The following is a 17936-nucleotide window of genomic DNA, read 5'->3' on the forward strand; positions in this document are numbered from 1 at the left end:
TTTTGTTGGCTGCTCTCAGTCGCCCGTCGCGCTACCGCAACACAGCCTGCGCATTGCAGGCCAGCCACTTCTCGATGCCCTTGCGGTCGCGTGCGCGCAATAGTTTGTCGCCATGCACGCGCAGCTCGCCCAGGTGGATGTCGCGTACCGCGCGGCGCACTTCCAGCAAGGTGGCCGGGTGCAGGCTGAATTCGGTGAGCCCCAACGCCAGCAACATCGGCACGAAACGCGGGTCGCCGGCAATCTCGCCGCACACCGCCACCGGCTTGCCGTACGCCCGCCCGGTGGCGATCACCTGCGCAATCAGCCGCAACACCGCCGGATGCAATGGCGAATACAACTCGCCCAGCGCCTCGTTATTGCGATCCACCGCCAGCAGGTACTGCACCAGATCGTTGGTGCCGATCGACAGGAAGTCGATGTCGTCGATAAAGCAATCCAGCGCCAGCGCCGCGGCAGGCACCTCGATCATCGCGCCGAGTGGAATGTGCTCGGCAATCTCGTGGCCTTCGTCGCGCAGCTGCGCGGTGAGCTTTTTCAGCTGTTTGCGCACCAGCTGGATTTCTTCGCGGCCGCTGACCATCGGCACCAGAATGCGCACCGGGCCGTAGCCGGAGGCGCGCAGGATCGCGCGCAACTGCGCCTGCGCCACCGCAGGGCGGGCCAGCGACAGGCGCACGCCACGCAGGCCCAGGGCCGGGTTGTCTTCGTCGCTCAAGGTCAGGCCGGTGCGGTCGGCCTTGTCGGCGCCCAGATCCAGCGTGCGAATGGTCACCGGGCGGCCGCTCATGCCCAGTACGGTATCGCGATAGGTCTGGAACTGCTCGTCTTCGTCCGGCAGCTCGTTGCGCTGCAGGAACAGGAATTCGGTGCGGTACAGGCCCAGACCGCTGGCGCCCAGGGCATGCGCGCGCGCGACGTCTTCCAGCGACTCGGCGTTGGCCAGCAGGGTGATATCGACGTTGTCGCGGGTGCGCGTGGGCTTGGAGCGCAGCCGGCCCAGTTCGCGCTGCTCCTTGGCCAGCGTGCGTAAACGCTCGCGGTAGTCGCGCAGGTGGTCGGGCGTGGGGTCGACGATCACCTGGCCGGAGCCGGCATCGACGATCAGGACATCGCCATCGTCGATCCGCTGCACCGCATCGGCCACGCCCACCACCAGCGGCAGATGCAGGCTGCGCGCCAGGATCGCGCTATGCGACAGCGCGCTGCCGGCGGTGGTGACGATGCCGACCACGCCTTGCGCCTGCAGCTGCGCCAGTTCGGACGGCGCCACGTTGTCGCAAACCAGGATCTCGCCGGCCACGCCCTTGATGTCGGGCGCACGCTTGTGCAAGAACGCATGGATGCGGCCGATCACGTGATCCAGATCGTCCATGCGGCTCTTGAGATACGCGTCTTCCATGCCATCGAACACTGCCGCCAGCCGGTCGCGCTGCACGCGCAGCGCGTAGTCGGCACTGTAGCGGTGGGTGCGGATCAGCTCATCCAGCCCCTGCAGCAATTCCGGGTCGTCCAGCAGCAGCGCATGCAGTTCGAGAAATTCGCCGACTTCGCGTGCCAGCGCGCCATGCAGGCGGTCGCGCAGCTCCTGCATTTCGACACGTGCTGCCTCGATGGCGGTGTGCAGGCGCTGCAACTGCGTTTCCACCTGGTTGGCGGGCACGCGTTGTTCGGCCACTTCCAGCGTGTGGCTCTGGCGTACGCGCGCGCGCCCGAGCGCATTGCCGCGCGAGGCGCCATGTCCGCGCAGGCGCAGACTCATGCGTGTGCCTGGCGCAGCGGCGCCGTGTCGGTCGCAACGGCGCCGACGCCGCGCATGCTCAGCTGTCCTCGTCGAAACGACGCTCGAACAAGTCCACCAGGGCCTGCAAGGCCTCGGCTTCGTCTTCGCCATCCAGGCGCACCACCACGCTGGTGCCTTGGCCGGCGGCCAGCAACATGACGCCCATGATGCTCTTGGCGTTGACCTCGCGGCCCTTGGCCGCCAGCGTGGCGTTGCTGCGATAGGACGACAGCGTCTGCACCAGCTTGGCGGTTGCCCGCGCGTGCAGTCCGAGTCGGTTGGACACAATGAGTTCGCGTTCAAGCATCGTCGATGATCGCTCCGTTGCGGGTACCGGCCGCCGCGGTGGCGGGCAGCTCCTGCAAACCTTGTTCGGGGTAATTCATCACCCGCAGCAGCATCGGCAGGCTCAGCGCGGACACCCGGCGAACCGGCGTGCCCAGCTTGGCCAACCGGCTGGCGAGGTTGCTGGGGCTTGCGCCATACAGGTCGGTCATGACCAGCACGCCGTCGCCGCTGTCGACCCGACGCATCGCCGTCGAGGCCTGGGGCAACAATGCGTCCAGGTCTGCATCGAACGGCACATCGAATGCTTCGGTCTTCAGCGGCAAATGCCGCAACAGCCCCGTCGCCACGTTCAACAACGCTGCGCCGATGCCGGGATGAGTAATGAGGAGAATGCCACAGGCCATGCCGAAACGTTAACAGGTCAGCGTGACCGCGCGATAGCGTTTACCCGCACCGATGCGTTGCGAACTGAATAGCCGTTTAGGACTGCAGCAACAGAGCGCGTGTGCGGCGCGCAACAAGCGTGTTGCAGCGGCTGTGGCGAATGATCCATGACGCGCATCAGGTCGCTGCCGAACGCACAGTAAGCGAGCGCTGCAGTTGGCACTTCGCGGAGCAGTGCACGTCCAGATGCGGTGCAGGTCTGCAGGCTTTTCGAAGCGCACGCGAGTGTCGAAGCACCTGCAATCCGCAATGCCGCGTAAAGACTAAGGAAGCCGCAACAAAGCGCGCCAGCTACATCCAGTCCCGCGATCCACGCCAACGACGCGTAGGCAACGCGTCAACCCGCAAACGAAACCTTCCGAGCCAGCTCAGTCAAATTCGTTACAGCACGCAGGACAGCGCTTGATCGCTTTGACGAATCCCCAATCCCGAATTCCAGATCCCGGCCCCAATCAGTCCTGCTCGCGATGAAACGTCGCCACTTCCGGCCAGCCCTGTTCGCGCGCATGCCGCGCCATGCGTTCGGCCATGTACACCGAGCGATGCTTGCCGCCGGTGCAGCCGAAGGCGATGGTCACGTAGCTGCGGGTGTCGTTGCGCAGCCGCGGCAGCCAGGTGTCGAGTAGGTCCACGATCTGCGCGCTGTAGCGCTGCACGTCCGCCTCGTTATCCAGATAGTTGCGCACGCCGGCATCGCGGCCGGTGAGCGGGCGTAGCTCCGGGTCCCAGTGCGGATTGGGTAGCACGCGCGCATCGAACACGAAGTCGGCTTCGGCCGGCACGCCGCGCTTGTAGGCGAACGATTCGAACAGCAGCGACAGGCGGTCGTTGGAGCCGAGCGCAAACTCGGTGACCACGCGGCGACGCAACTGATGCACATTGAGCGTGCTGGTATCGATGATGGCGTCGGCCTGCGCGCGTAGCGGCTCGGTCAACTGCCGCTCGCGGGTGATCGCCTCCGGCAACGCCAGGCCGAGATGGCTCAGCGGATGACGGCGACGGGTGTCGGCATAGCGTTTGATCAGCGCTTCATCGCTGGCTTCGAAAAACAGCAGGCGTGCCTCGATGCCGTATTCCTGCGCGGCCTGGCGCCATTGCGCCAACTGGGTGAGGTCGCTGCGACTACGCACGTCGATACCGACCGCCAGGCGCTGGTCGCCGATCGGGTTGCCGCGCAGGCGGCTCTTGACGAAGTCTGGCAGCAGCTCGACCGGCAGATTGTCCGAGCAGTAGTAATCCAGGTCTTCGAAAGTTTTCAGCGCGACCGATTTGCCCGAGCCGGACAGCCCGCTCACGATCATCAGCGTGGAGGGCGTGATGCTCATGGCGTGCGTCGCTCCAGCAGGTTGCTGTGGCGGGCGATGAACATCGCCGCCGGGTCGATGCCCTTGGTGCGCAGAATATGCAGCCGGGTGGCGGCCTCGGTGAGTACGGCCAGGTTGCGGCCCGGCATCACCGGCAGGGTGATCAGCGGCACATCCAGATCCAGCACGTGGCGGCTGCCGGAATCGCCGGTCAGGCGCTCGTAGCCGGACGGCGTGGGCTCGGTCATCGGCCGGGTCAGGTGCACGATCAGGCGCAGGTACTTGTTCTTCTTCACCGCGGTGTCGCCGAACATGTCGCGCACGTTCAACACGCCCAGGCCGCGCACTTCCAGCAGGTCCTGCAGCAGTTCGGGGCAGGTGCCATCGAGTACGTCGGGAGCGATCTGGGTGAATTCCGGCGCGTCATCGGCCACCAGGCGGTGGCCGCGGCTGAGCAGTTCCAGCGCCAGCTCGCTCTTGCCCGAGCCGGCTTCGCCGGTGATCAGCACGCCGATCGAATAGATCTCCATGAACACGCCATGCAGCGTGACCCGCGGCGCCAGCGTGCGCGCCAGGTGGTAGGAGAGGTGATTGAGCAGCTCATGGCCGCGCTTGGGCGAGATCCACAGCGGGGTGTTGGATTCGTCGGCTGCCGCGCGCAGATCTTCCGGGCACGACTGGTTCTTGCTGATCGCCAGTGCCAGCGGCTGCACCTGGATGATCTTTTCGATGGTTTCCCAGCGCTGCCGCGCGTCCAGCGAATCCAGCCAGGCCAGCTCTTCGGTGCCCAGGATCTGCACCTTGTTGGGATAGATCACATTGAGATAGCCGGCCAGCGACGGGCGGCGTGCATTGTTGCTGCCGGCCTCGATCTCGCGGTGCTCGCCTTTCTGCCCGGCGACCCAGCGCAGCGCCAGCTTGTCGCGCTGCTGGTCGAACAATTCGCGTGCGGTGATGCTGGTATTCATGCCGCGCTGGCCTGTGGTGGAGGCGCATCGGTGAGCAGGGCCATCAGCGCGTCGGCATCGGGCGCGGCGCGCAGCTGCTGACGGAACTGCGGGTCGGAGAAGCGCTCGGCCAGTTCCGACAACAGCATCAGGTGTTGGTGGGTGTAGTGCGCAGGCACCGCCATGGCGAACACCAGATCCACCGGTTCGTCGCCGCCGAACGCGACCGGGGCGTCCAGCCGCAGCAGGGCACCGCGGGGTTCGGTCAGATTTGGGCAGCGTCCATGCGGAATGGCGATGCCATGGCCGATGGCGGTACTGCCCAGGGCCTCGCGCTCGCACAGGTTGGCGTAGAGCTCGTCGGCGCCGGCCTGTCGGCAGGACAGCAACTCGGCGGCGGTGTGCAGGACGGTGTCGCGATCGGCGGCCGGCGACACCACGGTGCGCACGGCCGCCATCAGATCGGTTAAAGGCATGAGGGCATCAAGCGGGAAGCGTCATGCGGGATTGTCGCGCACCTCGCGTGCGTGGTGGTTACATTTCTTTTCTTTGTGCTTGAGCACCAGGCGGTCGAGCTTGTCGACCAGCAGGTCGATGGCCGCATACATGGTGGAACCGCTGGCATCCGCGTGCAGGGTGCGACCGGGAAGGTTGACGGTGGCGACCACGTGGTGGTCCGGCTTGCGAACCGCCAGCTGCGTTCGGACTTCGCAGTGCTGGTCGAAATGGCGCTGCAGTCGCTGCAGCTTGCTTGCCACGTAGTCCCGCAGGGCGGGGGTCACTTCAAGCTGGTGGCCATACGTCTCGATGCGCATCGGATACCTCCATTGGTCGGTGGGCCAATGAACCGTTCCGGTGATCCGACTAACCCGGCGCAGGCCGGCGTTGCGGTGGTTGCAACGTCAGGCGATGCGTACGCGTTCGTGGGAGGCGGAAATGTTCATGGCCTCACGATACTTCGCAACGGTGCGCCGCGCCACTGGTACGCCGGAAGTTTTCAACAGATCTGCCAACTTGGCGTCCGACAAGGGTTTGCGCGGGTTTTCTGCGTCGATCAGGCGCCGGATCATGGCCTGGATGGCGGTGCTGGAGGCTTCGCCGCCGCTGTCGGTGTCGATGCCGGAGGCAAAGAACGAGCGCAGCGCGATGGTGCCGCGCGGGGTGCGCACGTATTTGCGGGCAATGGCGCGGGAAATGGTGGACTCATGCAGGCCGAGCTCGCCGGCGATCTCGCGCAGGGTCAGCGGGCGCAGCGCCTGCGCGCCGAATTCCAGAAACCCGGCTTGGTGCTGCAACAGGCAACGCACCACCCGCAGCAGGGTTTCGCCACGGGCTTCCAGGCTCTTGAGCAGCCAGCGCGCCTCCTGCAATTGCCCGCGCAGATAGCCGGCGTCGGATTCGCCGCAGCTGCGGATCAGGTTCTCGTAGCCGCGATGGATGGTGACCTTGGGCTGCGAGCGGCCGGCCAGCGACGCGCGCCAGACGCCGCGCTGGCGCCAGATCACGCAGTCGGGCACCACGTAGGTGTCCTGCGACAGGTCGCCGATCTGCTTGCCGGGGCGCGGGTCCAGCGAGCGCACCAACTGCACGGCCTGTTCGACATCGGCGGCCGAGCGCTTGAGTTCGTGCGCCAGGCCGGGCACACCGGCACGCGGCAGCCGCTCCAGCGGGCCGGCGACGATCTGCAGCGCCAGCTCGCGCCCCGGGATGGCCGGGTCGAGCACCGCCAGCTGCAGCGCCAGACACTCGCCCAGCGTGCGCGCACCCACCCCGACCGGGTCGAAACGCTGGATCTGATGCAGCACGGTCAGCACTTCCGCCTCGTCCACCGCAGCGCCCAGCGCCAGTGTTTCGAGAATGGCCGACAGCGGTTCGCGCAGATAACCGTCTTCGTCCAGCGCATCGATCAGCATCGCGCCAATCTGGCGGTCGCGTGGCGACAACGGCGACAGGTGCAGCTGCCACAGGAGATGGTCGGCCAGGGTTTCCGATTCGGCCACGCGCTCGGCGGCGTCGCCGGACTCGTCATCGTCGAAACTGCCACCGCTGCCCGAGCCGGTCCACTGCAATTCGTCCTGCGACCAATCGTCGTCGCGTTCGGCAGGCGCCGGTTCTTCGCGCTGGGGTTCCTCGCTGGACGAGGACGGCGAGGACTCCACCGGTGTATCGCCGGCCGCATGCGCGGCTTCGTCAGCCCATTCCAGCAGCGGGTTGGTTTCCACCGCTTCGGCGATTTCCAGTTCCAGCTCGGTGGTGGACATCTGCAATAGCTTGATCGCCTGACGCAATTGCGGCGTCATGACCAGCTGCTGTCCTAGCGATGTCTGAAGCCGGGCTTTCATGCGGGCACTGACTGGAAGAATCGATGGCGCGGCGACGCGCTCAAAGGCGGAAAGTTTCCCCCAGATACACGCGACGGACGTCGGGATTGGCTAGCAGCGCGTCCGGTGCCCCCTGCGCCAGCACGCCCCCCTCGGCGAGGATATACGCGCGGTCGCAGATTCCCAAGGTCTCGCGCACGTTGTGATCGGTGATCAACACGCCGATGCCGCGTTCTTTGAGGTGAATGATGATGCGCTGGATCTCGCCGACTGAAATCGGGTCCACGCCGGCAAACGGTTCGTCCAGCAACATCATGCGCGGCTTTGCGGCCAGCGCGCGGGCGATCTCGCAGCGGCGGCGCTCGCCACCGGAGAGGCTGGCGCCGAGCTGATCGGCCACGTGGGTGATCTGTAATTCTTCCAACAGCGAAACCAGTTCCTTCTCACGGCCGGCGGTGTCCAGTTCCTCGCGCAGCTCCAGCACCAGCCGGATGTTGTCGGCCACGGTGAGCTTGCGGAAGATCGACGGTTCCTGCGGCAGGTACCCCACGCCGAGCTTGGCGCGTGCGTACATCGGCTCGGCGGTAAGGTCGCGTCCATCCAGCTCGATGCGCCCGGCGTCGGCTTCGACCAGGCCCACGATCATGTAGAAGCAGGTGGTCTTGCCGGCACCGTTGGGGCCGAGCAGGCCGACCACTTCGCCGGCCTCGAGCGTGAGGCCGAATTCCTTGACCACTTCGCGTTGCTTGTACTTCTTGCGCAGACCGGTGGCGACCAGCATTACTTCTTCCCCTGCGGCTTGGCGGCAGGCTTGGCGGCCGGTGCCGGCGTTGCCGCGGCGGGGGCTGCATTCTTGGGCTGGATGATGGTGCGCACGCGGCTGCCATCGCCGCCGCTCTGCATATTGCCGGTCTTGGTGTTGTAGACCATGCGCTGGCCGGCGTTGGTGCCCTTGGGCGAGTCGACCTTGTAGTTGCCGGTCAGAATGATGATCTCGTCGGCGACCTTGTATTCGATGTTGTCGGCCTGGCCGTTCATCATCGCGCCGTCGTCCATCTGCTGCTTGAGCGTGGCCTGCTTGCCGTTGAGCACGACACGGTCGGTCTGGCCGTTCTTCTGGAAGATGTCGGCGGTATCGGCGTGGATTTCCAGCGTGCCCTGGGTGATCACCACATTGCCGCTGAAACGGCACTTGCCGCTGTCGTCGAGCATGTTGCAGTCGTTGGCATTGGAGTCGATCGCCATCGGCTGATTGCGGTCGCTGGTCTTGGCCATCGCCATGGCGGGCAACAGCAGCGCGGCAAACGCCAGTTTAGCGGGCAGCATTCGGTTCATAGCGGGTCTTGACCTGAGAAAGGAGCTTGTACTGGCGTGATTTGAGATCGGCCTCGAAGCCGACCCCGCTTTGCATGATACCCGGCCGGCGCATGGTCACCGGAGCAGCGGTCTTGGCGAGGTTTTGCTGCGGAAACACGTCCAGACTCTCGGTACGGAAGGTGGTGGGTGGCGTCGCGCCGGCGGTCGGGCTGTCGCCTTCGACATCGCCGCGCAAGCGCAACTCGTCGCCCTTGGGGCTGACCCAGCCGGTCTTGGCGCGTAGCGTCCACGGCTGGTTGGCGTTGTCGGGCAGCAGAAACACCGGCGTGGTGATGTCGGAGGTCTGATCGGCGCGGTTGCGGTGCATTTCCGGCGCGCGCAGCGTCATCGATTCCTTGCCGCTCTGCTTGTCCAGGGCGATCAGTTCGAAGTCGCGCAGCACGTAGTCGACTTTCGACTCGTCCACCGCTGCCGCAACCGGGCGCGCGCGCTGCTGCCATGCCGACCAGCCGGAGATGGCGGCCGCAGCAAACAACACGACGCCTAGCGTGGTGCGCCAGTTTAAGTTCATGCGGAAAACCTTTCGATGATGCCCTCGACTTGGCCTTGCGCGGCAAGCACCACATCGCAGACCTCACGGGCGGCGCCTTCGCCGCCACGGGCCTGGGTGTGCCACTGCACGCGCTCGGCGATCCAGGGGTGCGCATTGGCCGGTGCCACCGGCAGGCCGACCGCCAGTAACGCCGGCAGGTCGGGCAGGTCGTCGCCCATGAACAACACCTGGTCCAGCGACAGGCCGTGTTCCTGGCACAGCGCCAGCACCGCCAGGCGCTTGTTCTTGACCCCGATCTGCACGTGCAGGCCCAGATCCTGGCCGCGCTTTTCCGCCGACAGGCTGGCGCGCGCGGTGATCAGCGCCACGTGGATGCCGGCATGGTCCAGCTGTTTGAGGCCTTGGCCGTCGAGCACGTTGAAGGACTTGCTCTCGTTGCCGGCGTGGTCGTAGTACAGGCGCCCGTCGGTCAGGGTGCCGTCGACGTCGAAACAGGCCAGGCGGATACGCGCGGCGCGTTCGATCAGCTCGGCGGGGAGGTGCTGCAAAGGAGAGTAGGGCATCGGCACGAATGGGTGAGAACGGGGGGCCGCGGTTGAAAACTGAACCTGTTAAACCACCTTGGCGCGCAACAGGTCGTGAATGTTCAATGCGCCGACGGCGCGCTGCTGCGCGTCCACCACGATCAGGCCATTGATCTTGTAGTCCTCCATCAGCCGCGCGGCCTCGGCGGCCAGCTGGTCGGCGCCGATGGTGCGCGGGTTGCGCGTCATCACCTCGGCAATGCCGGCGCTGCGCACGTCGATGTCGCTGTCCAGCGCGCGGCGCAGGTCGCCGTCGGTAAATAGCCCGATCAGGCGACCGTCGTTGTCGACCACCGCCGTCATGCCCAGGCGCTTGCGGCTCATTTCCATCAGCGCCTGGCTCAGGCTGGCATCTTCGCGCACGCTGGGCAGGTCATCGCCGCCGTGCATGACGTCGGTGATGTGCAGTAGCAGGCGCCGGCCCAGGCTGCCGGCCGGGTGCGAGCGCGCAAAGTCGTCGGCGGTAAAACCGCGCGCATCCAGCAGCGCCACCGCCAGCGCATCGCCCATCGCCAGCGAGGCAGTGGTGCTGGAGGTCGGCGCCAGGTGCAGCGGGCAGGCCTCGGCGGAGACGCTGACATCCAGGTGCACGTCGGCGGCCAGGGCCAGACTGGAGCCGGGGCGGCCGGTCATGGCGATGATCGGGTTGCCCTGGCGCTTGAGCACCGGCAGCAGCATGCGCACTTCGTCCGATTCGCCCGAATACGACAGCGCCAGCACGATATCGGCCTCGGTGATCATGCCCAGGTCGCCATGCCCGGCTTCGCCGGGATGCACGAAGAACGCCGGGGTGCCGGTGGAGGCCAGGGTGGCGGCGATCTTGCGCGCGATATGGCCGGATTTGCCCATGCCGGTGGCCACCACCCGCCCGCGCGACGCCAGCACCAGCCGGCAGGCCGCGGCAAACGCGTTGCCGATGCGCGCGCCCACGCTGGCGAGGGCTTCACGCTCGATCTCCAGCACGCGCTGGCCGCTGGCGACCAGGCTGGCGTCGCTGACGGTGGCGGTGGGCAGGTGCGAGACGGCCATGCGGGACTCGGGTGAAGAGTAGAATGTGCGCTCATTTTATGAGGAAACGCCCTGTGGACGCCGAAACCATCCGTAAACTCATCGAATCCGGCTTGCCCGAAGCCCGCGTCGACGTGCACGGCGACGACGGTGTGCACTTCGAGGCGACCGTGGTCAGCCAGGCATTTGCCGGCAAGGCTCCGTTGGCGCGCCACCGCATGGTCTACGCGACCCTGGGCGATTTGATGGGTGGCGCGATCCACGCGCTGCAGCTCAAGACGCTGACCCCCGACGAAGGCTGAGCGGCGCCGTCGGGCAGGCAGGCCCCGGCCGCAGTGCCGCCGGGTCGCGCCGTCTGCACGCCGTTGTCTCAGCTCTTAATCCCGCGATATCTCATTCCCCCGACATCTCTTTCGGATCTCCCAAGCTCCCATGGCAAAAATCGTAGTGACCGGCGGCCAAGCGCTGCATGGCGAAGTCAATATTTCCGGCGCCAAGAACGCAGTGCTGCCGATCCTGTGCGCCACCCTGCTGGCCGATGCGCCGGTGGAAATCAGTAACGTGCCGCACCTGCACGATGTGATCACCACGGTGAAGCTGCTCAGCGAGCTGGGCGCCGAGGTCACCATCGACGAAGGCACGCTGGCCAAGGGCCGCTCGATCCTGGTCGATCCGCGCTCGGTGACCCATCAGGTTGCCCCGTACGAGCTGGTCAAGACCATGCGCGCCTCGATCCTGGTGCTGGGCCCGCTGCTGGCGCGCTACGGCACCGCCGAAGTGTCGCTGCCCGGCGGTTGCGCGATCGGTTCGCGCCCGGTGGACCAGCACATCAAGGGCCTGCAGGCGCTGGGTGCGGAGATCAGCGTAGAGAACGGCTACATCAAGGCCACCAGCAATGGGCGTCTGAAGGGCGGCCGGTACGTGTTCGACATGGTCAGCGTCACCGGCACCGAAAACGTGCTGATGGCCGCCGTGCTGGCCGAAGGCACCACGGTGCTGGAAAACGCGGCGATGGAGCCGGAGGTCACCGACCTGGCCGACTGCCTGATCGCGCTCGGTGCGCAGATCGAAGGTGCCGGTACGCCGCGCATCGTGGTGCACGGCGTCGAGCGTCTGGGGGGCGGGCACCACGCGGTGCTGCCGGATCGCATCGAAACCGGCACCTTCCTGGTCGCTGCGGCGATGACCGGTGGCAGCGTCACCGTGCGTCGCGCGCGTCCGGACACCCTGGATGCGGTGCTGGACAAGCTCACCGAAGCCGGCGCCACCATCACCACTACCGCCGACAGCGTCACCCTGGACATGCACGGCAAGCGCCCGCGCGCGGTCAACCTGACCACCGCGCCGTACCCGGCGTTTCCCACCGACATGCAGGCGCAATTCATGGCGCTCAACTGCGTGGCCGACGGCGTGGGTGTGATCAACGAAACGATCTTCGAAAACCGCTTCATGCACGTCAACGAACTGCTGCGCCTGGGCGCGGATATCCAGGTCGAAGGCCATACCGCCATCGTGCGCGGCGCCGAACGCCTCAGCGGCGCACCGGTGATGGCGACCGATCTGCGCGCGTCGGCCTCGTTGATCCTGGCCGGGCTGGTGGCCGATGGCGACACCACCATCGATCGCATCTACCACCTGGACCGTGGGTACGAAAACATCGAGGAGAAGCTGGGGGCGCTGGGTGCGACCATCCAGCGCATCGCATGATCCTGCGCGGGCGCTTCACCACCCGACGCAAGATCCTGCTCGGCGTGATCGTGCTGATTCTCGCGTGGCTGGCCTACGCCTGGAGCGTGGGCATGGCCATCACCCAGGGCGTCGAGTTCAAGGACATGGACTGGAACGGCGACGGCAACGCCAGCCGCAACGAGATCGCGCAATCGTTCTACGCGGTGGCGGTGAAAAAGACCGTCGAAGGCAAGCGCCATTGCGATCTGTTCTATTGGCGCAAGAACGACGCGCAGATTCGCGTGGATTGCCGCACGGTGTTCAGTACCGGCGATGACAAGGCTGCTGCCAAGCCCTGAGAAGTGATAGCTGCGTGCGGATGGATCACCATTGGAGCAAGTGATAGGTCAGCGCGGACAGATCACTTGTGGAGCGGCTGATCTGCCCCTTCGTTGCAGGGCCCTTGCCCGCCCACCGTCGCGGGACACGCTGCAAGTACGTCCTTGTAAGCTCTTACGCGGCATCCATGCCGCATAAGGTCCCGCGACGGTGGGCGGGGCAAGGGCCAGTCATGATGGTCGGTGTTCATGGTGCAAGCAGTGCATGACGTGCTTCTGATGCGCTGGATCTCATGTAGTTGCAGCCGTGCTCGCAAGCCAATGCAACCCGCGAGATGGCAACCTTTTACTTGGCTACCGACCAACTTCCTGGTGCGGTGTCCTCGCCGCTTGCGGGACCGTGTGGCGGCATGGATGCCGCCACCGAGCCTCCAAGGAAGGATTTACGGCGTGTCCCGCGAGCGGTGAGGGCATCGCGCCCTCGACGCCGCGAGTTTGCTGTAGAGCCCTTACCCGCTCACCATCGCAGGACACGCTGCAAGTATGTCCTTGCAAGCTCTTATGCGGCATTGTATTGATGCCGCGTAAGGTCCCTCGGCGGTGAGCGGACAATGACCCGTCGAGATGATCGGTGTGCATGTTTTCAACAAAACAACCGACCAACTTCCTGGTGCGGTGTCCTTGCCGCTTGCGGGACCGTGTGGCGGCATGGATGCCGCCACCGAGCCTCCAAGGAAGGATTTACGGCGTGTCCCGCGAGCGGTGAGGGCACCGTGCTCTCGACTCAGTAAGCGTTTGACTGCACTAAAACGACTTTACGACTGCACTAAATAATTTTACGACCGGGACTATGGTGGCAATCAATCCTTTGGTCGACGGTTTGACGCGCTTAACGCAGCGACTTGATGGTCAGGTCAAGCGCGTCCTGGCCTTTTTCCTTCTGCAACAGACGCGCCGGCACCGGCAGGTCCTTGACCACCCAGGCGATCAATTCCTTGTCGCCATCCACACGCGAAACCTTGGTGGCCTGTTCCTGCTTGCCGTTGACGGTGATGGTTTCCTTGCCGATCACCTTGTAGCTCATCGGCTTGATGCGGCCTTCGTCCACCATGCGGTAGTTGAGCGGCTTGCCGGCGGCCACATCGCGGGTGATCGCCAGGTTGATCAGCAACGCGTCCATGTCGCCAGGCTGCAGTTTGACCGGACCGCGGCGGTCCGGCTTGATATCGCCGCCCCACGTCGCCTGGCTGGTTTTCCAGTCGTAATTGGCGGTGACGTTGCGACGCTTGATCATCATCGACGAGGTGTCGTTGCTGCTGACCGGGCGCAGCTGGCCACTGGTTTCTTCGAACACCGTGCTCTGGGTCAGATTGGCCAGCTGGTTCTGGATGGTCAGCGTGTAGCGCCACTGGTTGGCGCCGGCCGCGGCCAGCGTCATCGTGCCGTTGGCCTGCATGCCCATGTAATTGGCGGAGTAATCGGCCTGGAATGGCTGCATCGCGAATGCCGGCAGGCTGGCCACGGCCAGTGCGGCGGCAGCGATCAAGGCGCTGGTGCGAGAGAAGGTTTTCATGGTCAGACTCCTTGGTATTCGACCAGGCGGAGATCGACCTGATCCTCACCTTTGTCACGTTGCAGGATGCGCACCGGCGTCGGAACCCCGTTGGCGATCCAGAGGATGGTTTCGTTGTCGCCGCTGTTGACGCGGTAAACGCGCAACGCGTCGTAGCTCAGGTCGCCGACCTGCACCACCTCGGTGGTGTCGGCGGCGCGGTAATCGTATTTGCGCACCCGGCCCACATCGACATAGCGGTAGCTCAGGCTGCGGCCGGGCTGCGCATCGCGCATCAGCGACAGATTCAACGACAGCGCGCTTTGATCGCCGTGCTGCAGTGGAATGGGTTGCTGACGCTCTTTCTTCAGGTCGCCGTCCCACTGCGCTGTGCCGGCTTGCCAGTTGTAGACGCCGGTGACTTTTTTGCCGAAGAACATCGCCTTGCGCACGGTGCTCTGGCTCAACGGCACATAGGTGTCGCCATCGACGCGAAACACCGTGCTCTGTTCCAGGTTCAAGCCCAGGATGCTGGCGAAGCCCTTGCGGCCGCGGACCGACATGTCGATGCGCCACTGGCTGCCTTCGCCGTGGCTGACCTGCATGGTGGCATCGCCGGCCTCCTTGCCGCGGTAGAACGCCTGGTAGGTCGCCACGAAAGGCTCCAGCGGCGGCGGCGTCCAGGTGCTTGCCGGCAGCGCGGGGGCAACCGGCGGAGCAGACGTGGCAGGTGTTTGCGCGGCAGCTGCCGGCGGGGCCGCTGCCTGTTGCGCACGGCCTGCGCCGGCCTGGCAAAGCAGGGCCGTGGTCAACAGCGCGGCGGCGATCGGGATGGCTTTCATGCGCGGGAGCTGAGGCACGGGGCCACAAGGATGTCCGAGACGGGATGAGGGGGGCGTATCCGCATTCAGGCGAGCGCGGCGTCAGCGGACTCTAGTCGTAGTGGCGTAAACAGGCACTGACCGTCGACATGCACCGCATCGCCGTCCACCTGCAGGCGTCCGCTGGCCAGCAGGTCCAGTGTGGCGAGCAGCAGTGGGTGCTCGCGGGCCAGAACGCGTGCGGCCAATTGCTCGGCGCTGTCGCCGGGGAGCACCGGCACGTGGGCCTGTGCGATCACGCTGCCTGCATCCAGTTCGGGTACCACCAGATGCACGCTGGCGCCGTGCTCGGTATCGCCGGCCTCCAGCGCGCGGGTATGGGTGTGCAAGCCACGGTACTTGGGCAGCAGGGACGGGTGGATATTGAGCATGCGCCCGGCAAAGCGCCGCACCAATGGCTCACCCAGAATGCGCATGTAGCCGGCGCAGATGACCCAGTCCGGTTGTACGGCGGCGATGGCATCGCCCAGCGCAGCGTCGAAGGTGTCGCGGTCGGCGAAGTCGCGCGGGCTGGCGCTCCAACGGCGCGCTGCGTCCATTTTTTGAAGCGCCGGCGCCTGCGGACGGTCGGAAAACACCCCGACCACTTCTGCGTGCAAGCGCCCGCTGGCGATCGCGTCAAGGATGGCCTGCAGATTGCTGCCGCGGCCGGAGGCCAGCACGGCCAGGCGCAGGCGGGGATCAGTTGCGAGCATTGAACAGTGTCCTCACCGCGGGGTAGGCCGCCAGGCTGCCGAGGGTTGCCAGCAGCATGTCGGTGTGCGCGTCCCAGGGGTCGCCTTGCTGGCCGTTGTAGGCCTCGGCGGCCTGTGGCGACAGCAGCAGCGCAATGCCCCACTCGAACCACTCGTAGACCAGGCTGACGCACATGATGCTCATCACCGTCAGCGCGAAGGCCTGCCGCAGCGTCAGGCGGGACCACAGCCGCAACGCCAGTTGCGCAATGGCCGGCGTGAAGCACAGCCCGAACAGCAGGTGGATCAAGCGGTCGAAATGATTGCGCGTCCAGCCGAACGTGGCGCTGGGCGACCAGTGCACTAACTGCATGCTCCATTGCTCGTAGGGCACGTTGGAATACAGCCAGCGCGCGCCGATGCAGTGCAATCCGATAAACACGCAGATCGCCACGAAGGCGGCGTTCTCCAGCGGCCAGCGACGGTCGGCCCACACCAGTGCGATCAACCCGATCACGGTCAGCGAACTATGCAAGGCCTGTTCGACCGGCCATAGCGGTGCGATCCAGCTCGCCAGGAACACCGCGATGGTGACGGTCAACGCAGCCGGTTTGGCACGGCGCAGGGCCCGGGTGATCACGTGGCTCTCAGGCGGCGGTTGCGGCAGGGCCGAACAGTGCCTTGACCTGAGGGCGCAACAAGGTGACCAGCGTAAAGACGCCAAGCACGGTGCCGAACGGCATGAAGGAGCACGAAATGCCGGCCACGACCAGACACAGCAGATGCCGCCGGCGCTGGGCGATACAACGGCCGGCATAGGCCATGAAGCCGGCCAGGGTCAGGCCGCAGATGATGATCGCGGCCGCAAACACCACGAAGATCCAGCCGAACATCCGCATCTCGTCCGGTGCCGTTTCGCCGTTGTTGCCGTTCATCGGCAAGTGCCCGGTGACGATGGCCAGCCCCATGAACAGATGGATCAGCGGAAACAGCGAAAACAGCCCGGTGATGCCGGCCAGCAAGTAATGAAAGATCGACAGCAGCTTGAGGTGCTGCAGGTCATCGGCGCTGGCCGGCGTCGGCAGTGCAGGTGTGAAAGCGTCCATGCAGGTCTCCTTGGCTCAGCCAATCCGCACGCGTTCGTCGCCGTGCGCAGCGACCACGTGGCCAATGCGCCAATGCGCCAGCGATTGCGCGTCCAGCCCCTGTTCCAGCTTGGCGGCCTGCTCGGGCGAGGCGATCAGCACAAAGCCGATGCCGCAGTTGAAGGTGCGCCACATTTCGGCATCGGCCACCGCGCCTTCGCGCTGCAGCCAGGCGAACACCGGCGGCAAGGTCCAGGCGGTGGCATCGATATCCAGGCCCAGGCCGTCGGGAATCACGCGGATGATGTTTTCGGTGAGCCCGCCACCGGTGATGTGGGCCATGGCATGGATCGTTTCGCCGTGCGACTTGAGCAACGCCAGCACCGGCTTGACGTACAGCGCGGTCGGCGCCATCAGTGCGTCGATCAGTTTGGTGCCGTCGTCCAGTACATGCTCTGCCGGCGCGCCGGCACGTTCGTAGATCTTGCGGATCAGCGAATACCCGTTGGAATGCGGGCCGGAGGACGCGATGCCGATCAGCACATCGCCCTCGCGCACCTGCGCGCCGTCCAACAGCTGCGACTTTTCCACCGCACCCACGGTGAAGCCGGCCAGGTCGTATTCGCCGGGCGGGTACATGTCGGGCATTTCGGCGGTTTCGCCACCGATCAAGGCGCAACCTGATAGCTCGCAGCCGCGCGCGATGCCACCGACCACCGCTGCGGCGGTGTCCACGTCGAGCTTGCCGGTGGCGAAGTAGTCCAGGAAGAACAGCGGCTCGGCGCCCTGCACCAGCACGTCGTTGACGCACATGCCGACCAGGTCGATGCCGATGGTGTCGTGGCGGCCCAGTTGCTGCGCCAGCTTGAGTTTGGTGCCCACGCCGTCGGTGCCGGAGACCAGCACTGGTTCCTTGTACTTGCCCGACAGGTCGAACAGCGCGCCAAAGCCGCCCAGGCCACCCATCACCTCCGGCCGGAAGCTGCGCTTGACCAGTGGCTTGATGCGTTCGACCAGGGCATTGCCGGCATCGATGTCGACACCCGCGTCGCGGTAGGTCATGGGCGAGGGAGTGGAAGGCGTTGGGCTGGTCACGGGCGTGGGTGGCTCGGCAGTAAAGGCGGCGATTTTAACAGCCACGTTGGCGCTAGCGCCCCATTCGGGCAACAATTCACCCGGATACGCTTAC

The 17936-nt window shown here is 65.6% G+C and carries 22 protein-coding genes; 3 read left to right on the top strand and 19 right to left on the bottom strand.

Annotation, left to right across the window (positions count from 1 at the left end; genetic code table 11):
* Positions 1 to 31: 31 nt before the first annotated feature.
* The 13 genes from ptsP to VC212_RS10200 all read right to left on the bottom strand — a co-directional run bounded on the left by ptsP (position 32) and on the right by VC212_RS10200 (position 10570).
* Complete coding sequence (gene ptsP, locus VC212_RS10140) at positions 32 to 1762, bottom strand: phosphoenolpyruvate--protein phosphotransferase (RefSeq protein ID WP_323515268.1); 1731 nt, start codon at positions 1760 to 1762, stop codon at positions 32 to 34.
* A 58-nt stretch (positions 1763 to 1820) separates the two neighbouring features.
* Positions 1821 to 2090 (bottom strand): HPr family phosphocarrier protein, encoded by a 270-nt coding sequence (locus VC212_RS10145; protein ID WP_005913389.1) that lies wholly within the window; start codon positions 2088 to 2090, stop codon positions 1821 to 1823.
* Positions 2083 to 2475, bottom strand: coding sequence for a PTS fructose IIA subunit family protein (locus VC212_RS10150; protein WP_055849544.1), 393 nt, complete (start codon positions 2473 to 2475; stop codon positions 2083 to 2085). Before VC212_RS10150 ends, VC212_RS10145 begins: the two co-directional genes overlap by 8 nt.
* 492 nt (positions 2476 to 2967) lie before the next feature.
* Positions 2968 to 3840: an RNase adapter RapZ gene (gene rapZ / locus VC212_RS10155; RefSeq protein WP_055849548.1), complete on the bottom strand. Its 873-nt coding sequence runs from the start codon at positions 3838 to 3840 to the stop codon at positions 2968 to 2970.
* The gene (gene hprK / locus VC212_RS10160; RefSeq protein ID WP_016904610.1) at positions 3837 to 4787 is read right to left on the bottom strand and encodes an HPr(Ser) kinase/phosphatase; all 951 of its coding nucleotides are present in this window, start codon (positions 4785 to 4787) and stop codon (positions 3837 to 3839) included. Before hprK ends, rapZ begins: the two co-directional genes overlap by 4 nt.
* The gene (locus tag VC212_RS10165; RefSeq protein ID WP_115513513.1) at positions 4784 to 5242 is read right to left on the bottom strand and encodes a PTS sugar transporter subunit IIA; all 459 of its coding nucleotides are present in this window, start codon (positions 5240 to 5242) and stop codon (positions 4784 to 4786) included. The genes hprK and VC212_RS10165 overlap by 4 nt, the downstream gene beginning before the upstream one ends.
* A 21-nt stretch (positions 5243 to 5263) precedes the next feature.
* A complete protein-coding gene (gene raiA, locus VC212_RS10170) occupies positions 5264 to 5581 on the bottom strand; it encodes a ribosome-associated translation inhibitor RaiA (RefSeq protein WP_011037930.1) in 318 nt (105 codons plus the stop codon).
* Between the two features lie 87 nt (positions 5582 to 5668).
* On the bottom strand, positions 5669 to 7108 hold the full coding sequence (locus VC212_RS10175; protein WP_323515267.1) for an RNA polymerase factor sigma-54: 1440 nt from the start codon (positions 7106 to 7108) through the stop codon (positions 5669 to 5671).
* Between the two features lie 40 nt (positions 7109 to 7148).
* On the bottom strand, positions 7149 to 7868 hold the full coding sequence (lptB, locus tag VC212_RS10180) for an LPS export ABC transporter ATP-binding protein (protein WP_055849562.1): 720 nt from the start codon (positions 7866 to 7868) through the stop codon (positions 7149 to 7151).
* Entirely contained in the window at positions 7868 to 8422 is a 555-nt protein-coding gene (gene lptA / locus VC212_RS10185; RefSeq protein WP_115513511.1) for a lipopolysaccharide transport periplasmic protein LptA, read from the bottom strand. The genes lptB and lptA overlap by 1 nt, the downstream gene beginning before the upstream one ends.
* Positions 8400 to 8975 (bottom strand): LPS export ABC transporter periplasmic protein LptC, encoded by a 576-nt coding sequence (gene lptC / locus VC212_RS10190; protein WP_115554277.1) that lies wholly within the window; start codon positions 8973 to 8975, stop codon positions 8400 to 8402. The genes lptA and lptC overlap by 23 nt, the downstream gene beginning before the upstream one ends.
* Positions 8972 to 9520 (bottom strand): HAD family hydrolase, encoded by a 549-nt coding sequence (locus tag VC212_RS10195; protein WP_055849574.1) that lies wholly within the window; start codon positions 9518 to 9520, stop codon positions 8972 to 8974. Before VC212_RS10195 ends, lptC begins: the two co-directional genes overlap by 4 nt.
* Positions 9521 to 9568: 48 nt before the next feature.
* Positions 9569 to 10570 (bottom strand): KpsF/GutQ family sugar-phosphate isomerase, encoded by a 1002-nt coding sequence (locus VC212_RS10200; protein ID WP_115528567.1) that lies wholly within the window; start codon positions 10568 to 10570, stop codon positions 9569 to 9571.
* A 53-nt stretch (positions 10571 to 10623) separates the two neighbouring features.
* Between VC212_RS10200 and VC212_RS10205 the strand changes: the two genes are divergently transcribed.
* The 3 genes from VC212_RS10205 (at position 10624) to VC212_RS10215 (ending at position 12576) form a co-directional block, all read left to right on the top strand.
* Positions 10624 to 10851: a BolA family protein gene (locus VC212_RS10205; protein WP_323515266.1), complete on the top strand. Its 228-nt coding sequence runs from the start codon at positions 10624 to 10626 to the stop codon at positions 10849 to 10851.
* A gap of 130 nt (positions 10852 to 10981) precedes the next feature.
* Complete coding sequence (gene murA / locus VC212_RS10210; protein ID WP_055849581.1) at positions 10982 to 12256, top strand: UDP-N-acetylglucosamine 1-carboxyvinyltransferase; 1275 nt, start codon at positions 10982 to 10984, stop codon at positions 12254 to 12256.
* The gene (locus VC212_RS10215) at positions 12253 to 12576 is read left to right on the top strand and encodes a hypothetical protein (protein ID WP_055849585.1); all 324 of its coding nucleotides are present in this window, start codon (positions 12253 to 12255) and stop codon (positions 12574 to 12576) included. Before murA ends, VC212_RS10215 begins: the two co-directional genes overlap by 4 nt.
* Positions 12577 to 13444: 868 nt before the next feature.
* Here the strand turns inward: VC212_RS10215 and VC212_RS10220 are convergent.
* The 6 genes from VC212_RS10220 to purM all read right to left on the bottom strand — a co-directional run bounded on the left by VC212_RS10220 (position 13445) and on the right by purM (position 17917).
* On the bottom strand, positions 13445 to 14128 hold the full coding sequence (locus VC212_RS10220) for a DUF3108 domain-containing protein (RefSeq protein WP_323515265.1): 684 nt from the start codon (positions 14126 to 14128) through the stop codon (positions 13445 to 13447).
* 2 nt (positions 14129 to 14130) lie between these two features.
* Positions 14131 to 14949, bottom strand: a complete 819-nt coding sequence (locus VC212_RS10225; RefSeq protein WP_055849592.1) for a DUF3108 domain-containing protein — start codon at positions 14947 to 14949, stop codon at positions 14131 to 14133.
* 65 nt (positions 14950 to 15014) lie between these two features.
* Positions 15015 to 15683: a phosphoribosylglycinamide formyltransferase gene (gene purN / locus VC212_RS10230; RefSeq protein WP_055849595.1), complete on the bottom strand. Its 669-nt coding sequence runs from the start codon at positions 15681 to 15683 to the stop codon at positions 15015 to 15017.
* The gene (locus VC212_RS10235) at positions 15670 to 16287 is read right to left on the bottom strand and encodes a DUF2238 domain-containing protein (protein ID WP_055850388.1); all 618 of its coding nucleotides are present in this window, start codon (positions 16285 to 16287) and stop codon (positions 15670 to 15672) included. The genes purN and VC212_RS10235 overlap by 14 nt, the downstream gene beginning before the upstream one ends.
* Before the next feature lie 22 nt (positions 16288 to 16309).
* A complete protein-coding gene (locus tag VC212_RS10240; RefSeq protein ID WP_323515264.1) occupies positions 16310 to 16768 on the bottom strand; it encodes a hypothetical protein in 459 nt (152 codons plus the stop codon).
* Positions 16769 to 16783: 15 nt separating this feature from the next.
* A complete protein-coding gene (gene purM, locus VC212_RS10245) occupies positions 16784 to 17917 on the bottom strand; it encodes a phosphoribosylformylglycinamidine cyclo-ligase (protein WP_323515262.1) in 1134 nt (377 codons plus the stop codon).
* Positions 17918 to 17936: the final 19 nt, after the last annotated feature.

Origin of the sequence: Xanthomonas sp. WHRI 8932A (assembly GCF_035012785.1) — a bacterium.
GTDB lineage: Bacteria > Pseudomonadota > Gammaproteobacteria > Xanthomonadales > Xanthomonadaceae > Xanthomonas.

Bases quoted from the DNA above. Each gene is read 5' to 3' on its own strand.
- ptsP (WP_323515268.1), bottom strand. From the start codon at position 1,762: ATGAGTCTGCGCCTGCGCGGACATGGCGCCTCGCGCGGCAATGCGCTC.
- VC212_RS10145 (WP_005913389.1), bottom strand. From the start codon at position 2,090: ATGCTTGAACGCGAACTCATTGTGTCCAACCGACTCGGACTGCACGCG.
- VC212_RS10150 (WP_055849544.1), bottom strand. From the start codon at position 2,475: ATGGCCTGTGGCATTCTCCTCATTACTCATCCCGGCATCGGCGCAGCG.
- rapZ (WP_055849548.1), bottom strand. From the start codon at position 3,840: ATGAGCATCACGCCCTCCACGCTGATGATCGTGAGCGGGCTGTCCGGC.
- hprK (WP_016904610.1), bottom strand. From the start codon at position 4,787: ATGAATACCAGCATCACCGCACGCGAATTGTTCGACCAGCAGCGCGAC.
- VC212_RS10165 (WP_115513513.1), bottom strand. From the start codon at position 5,242: ATGCCTTTAACCGATCTGATGGCGGCCGTGCGCACCGTGGTGTCGCCG.
- raiA (WP_011037930.1), bottom strand. From the start codon at position 5,581: ATGCGCATCGAGACGTATGGCCACCAGCTTGAAGTGACCCCCGCCCTG.
- VC212_RS10175 (WP_323515267.1), bottom strand. From the start codon at position 7,108: ATGAAAGCCCGGCTTCAGACATCGCTAGGACAGCAGCTGGTCATGACG.
- lptB (WP_055849562.1), bottom strand. From the start codon at position 7,868: ATGCTGGTCGCCACCGGTCTGCGCAAGAAGTACAAGCAACGCGAAGTG.
- lptA (WP_115513511.1), bottom strand. From the start codon at position 8,422: ATGAACCGAATGCTGCCCGCTAAACTGGCGTTTGCCGCGCTGCTGTTG.
- lptC (WP_115554277.1), bottom strand. From the start codon at position 8,975: ATGAACTTAAACTGGCGCACCACGCTAGGCGTCGTGTTGTTTGCTGCG.
- VC212_RS10195 (WP_055849574.1), bottom strand. From the start codon at position 9,520: ATGCCCTACTCTCCTTTGCAGCACCTCCCCGCCGAGCTGATCGAACGC.
- VC212_RS10200 (WP_115528567.1), bottom strand. From the start codon at position 10,570: ATGGCCGTCTCGCACCTGCCCACCGCCACCGTCAGCGACGCCAGCCTG.
- murA (WP_055849581.1), top strand. From the start codon at position 10,982: ATGGCAAAAATCGTAGTGACCGGCGGCCAAGCGCTGCATGGCGAAGTC.
- VC212_RS10215 (WP_055849585.1), top strand. From the start codon at position 12,253: ATGATCCTGCGCGGGCGCTTCACCACCCGACGCAAGATCCTGCTCGGC.
- VC212_RS10220 (WP_323515265.1), bottom strand. From the start codon at position 14,128: ATGAAAACCTTCTCTCGCACCAGCGCCTTGATCGCTGCCGCCGCACTG.
- VC212_RS10225 (WP_055849592.1), bottom strand. From the start codon at position 14,949: ATGAAAGCCATCCCGATCGCCGCCGCGCTGTTGACCACGGCCCTGCTT.
- purN (WP_055849595.1), bottom strand. From the start codon at position 15,683: ATGCTCGCAACTGATCCCCGCCTGCGCCTGGCCGTGCTGGCCTCCGGC.
- VC212_RS10240 (WP_323515264.1), bottom strand. From the start codon at position 16,768: ATGGACGCTTTCACACCTGCACTGCCGACGCCGGCCAGCGCCGATGAC.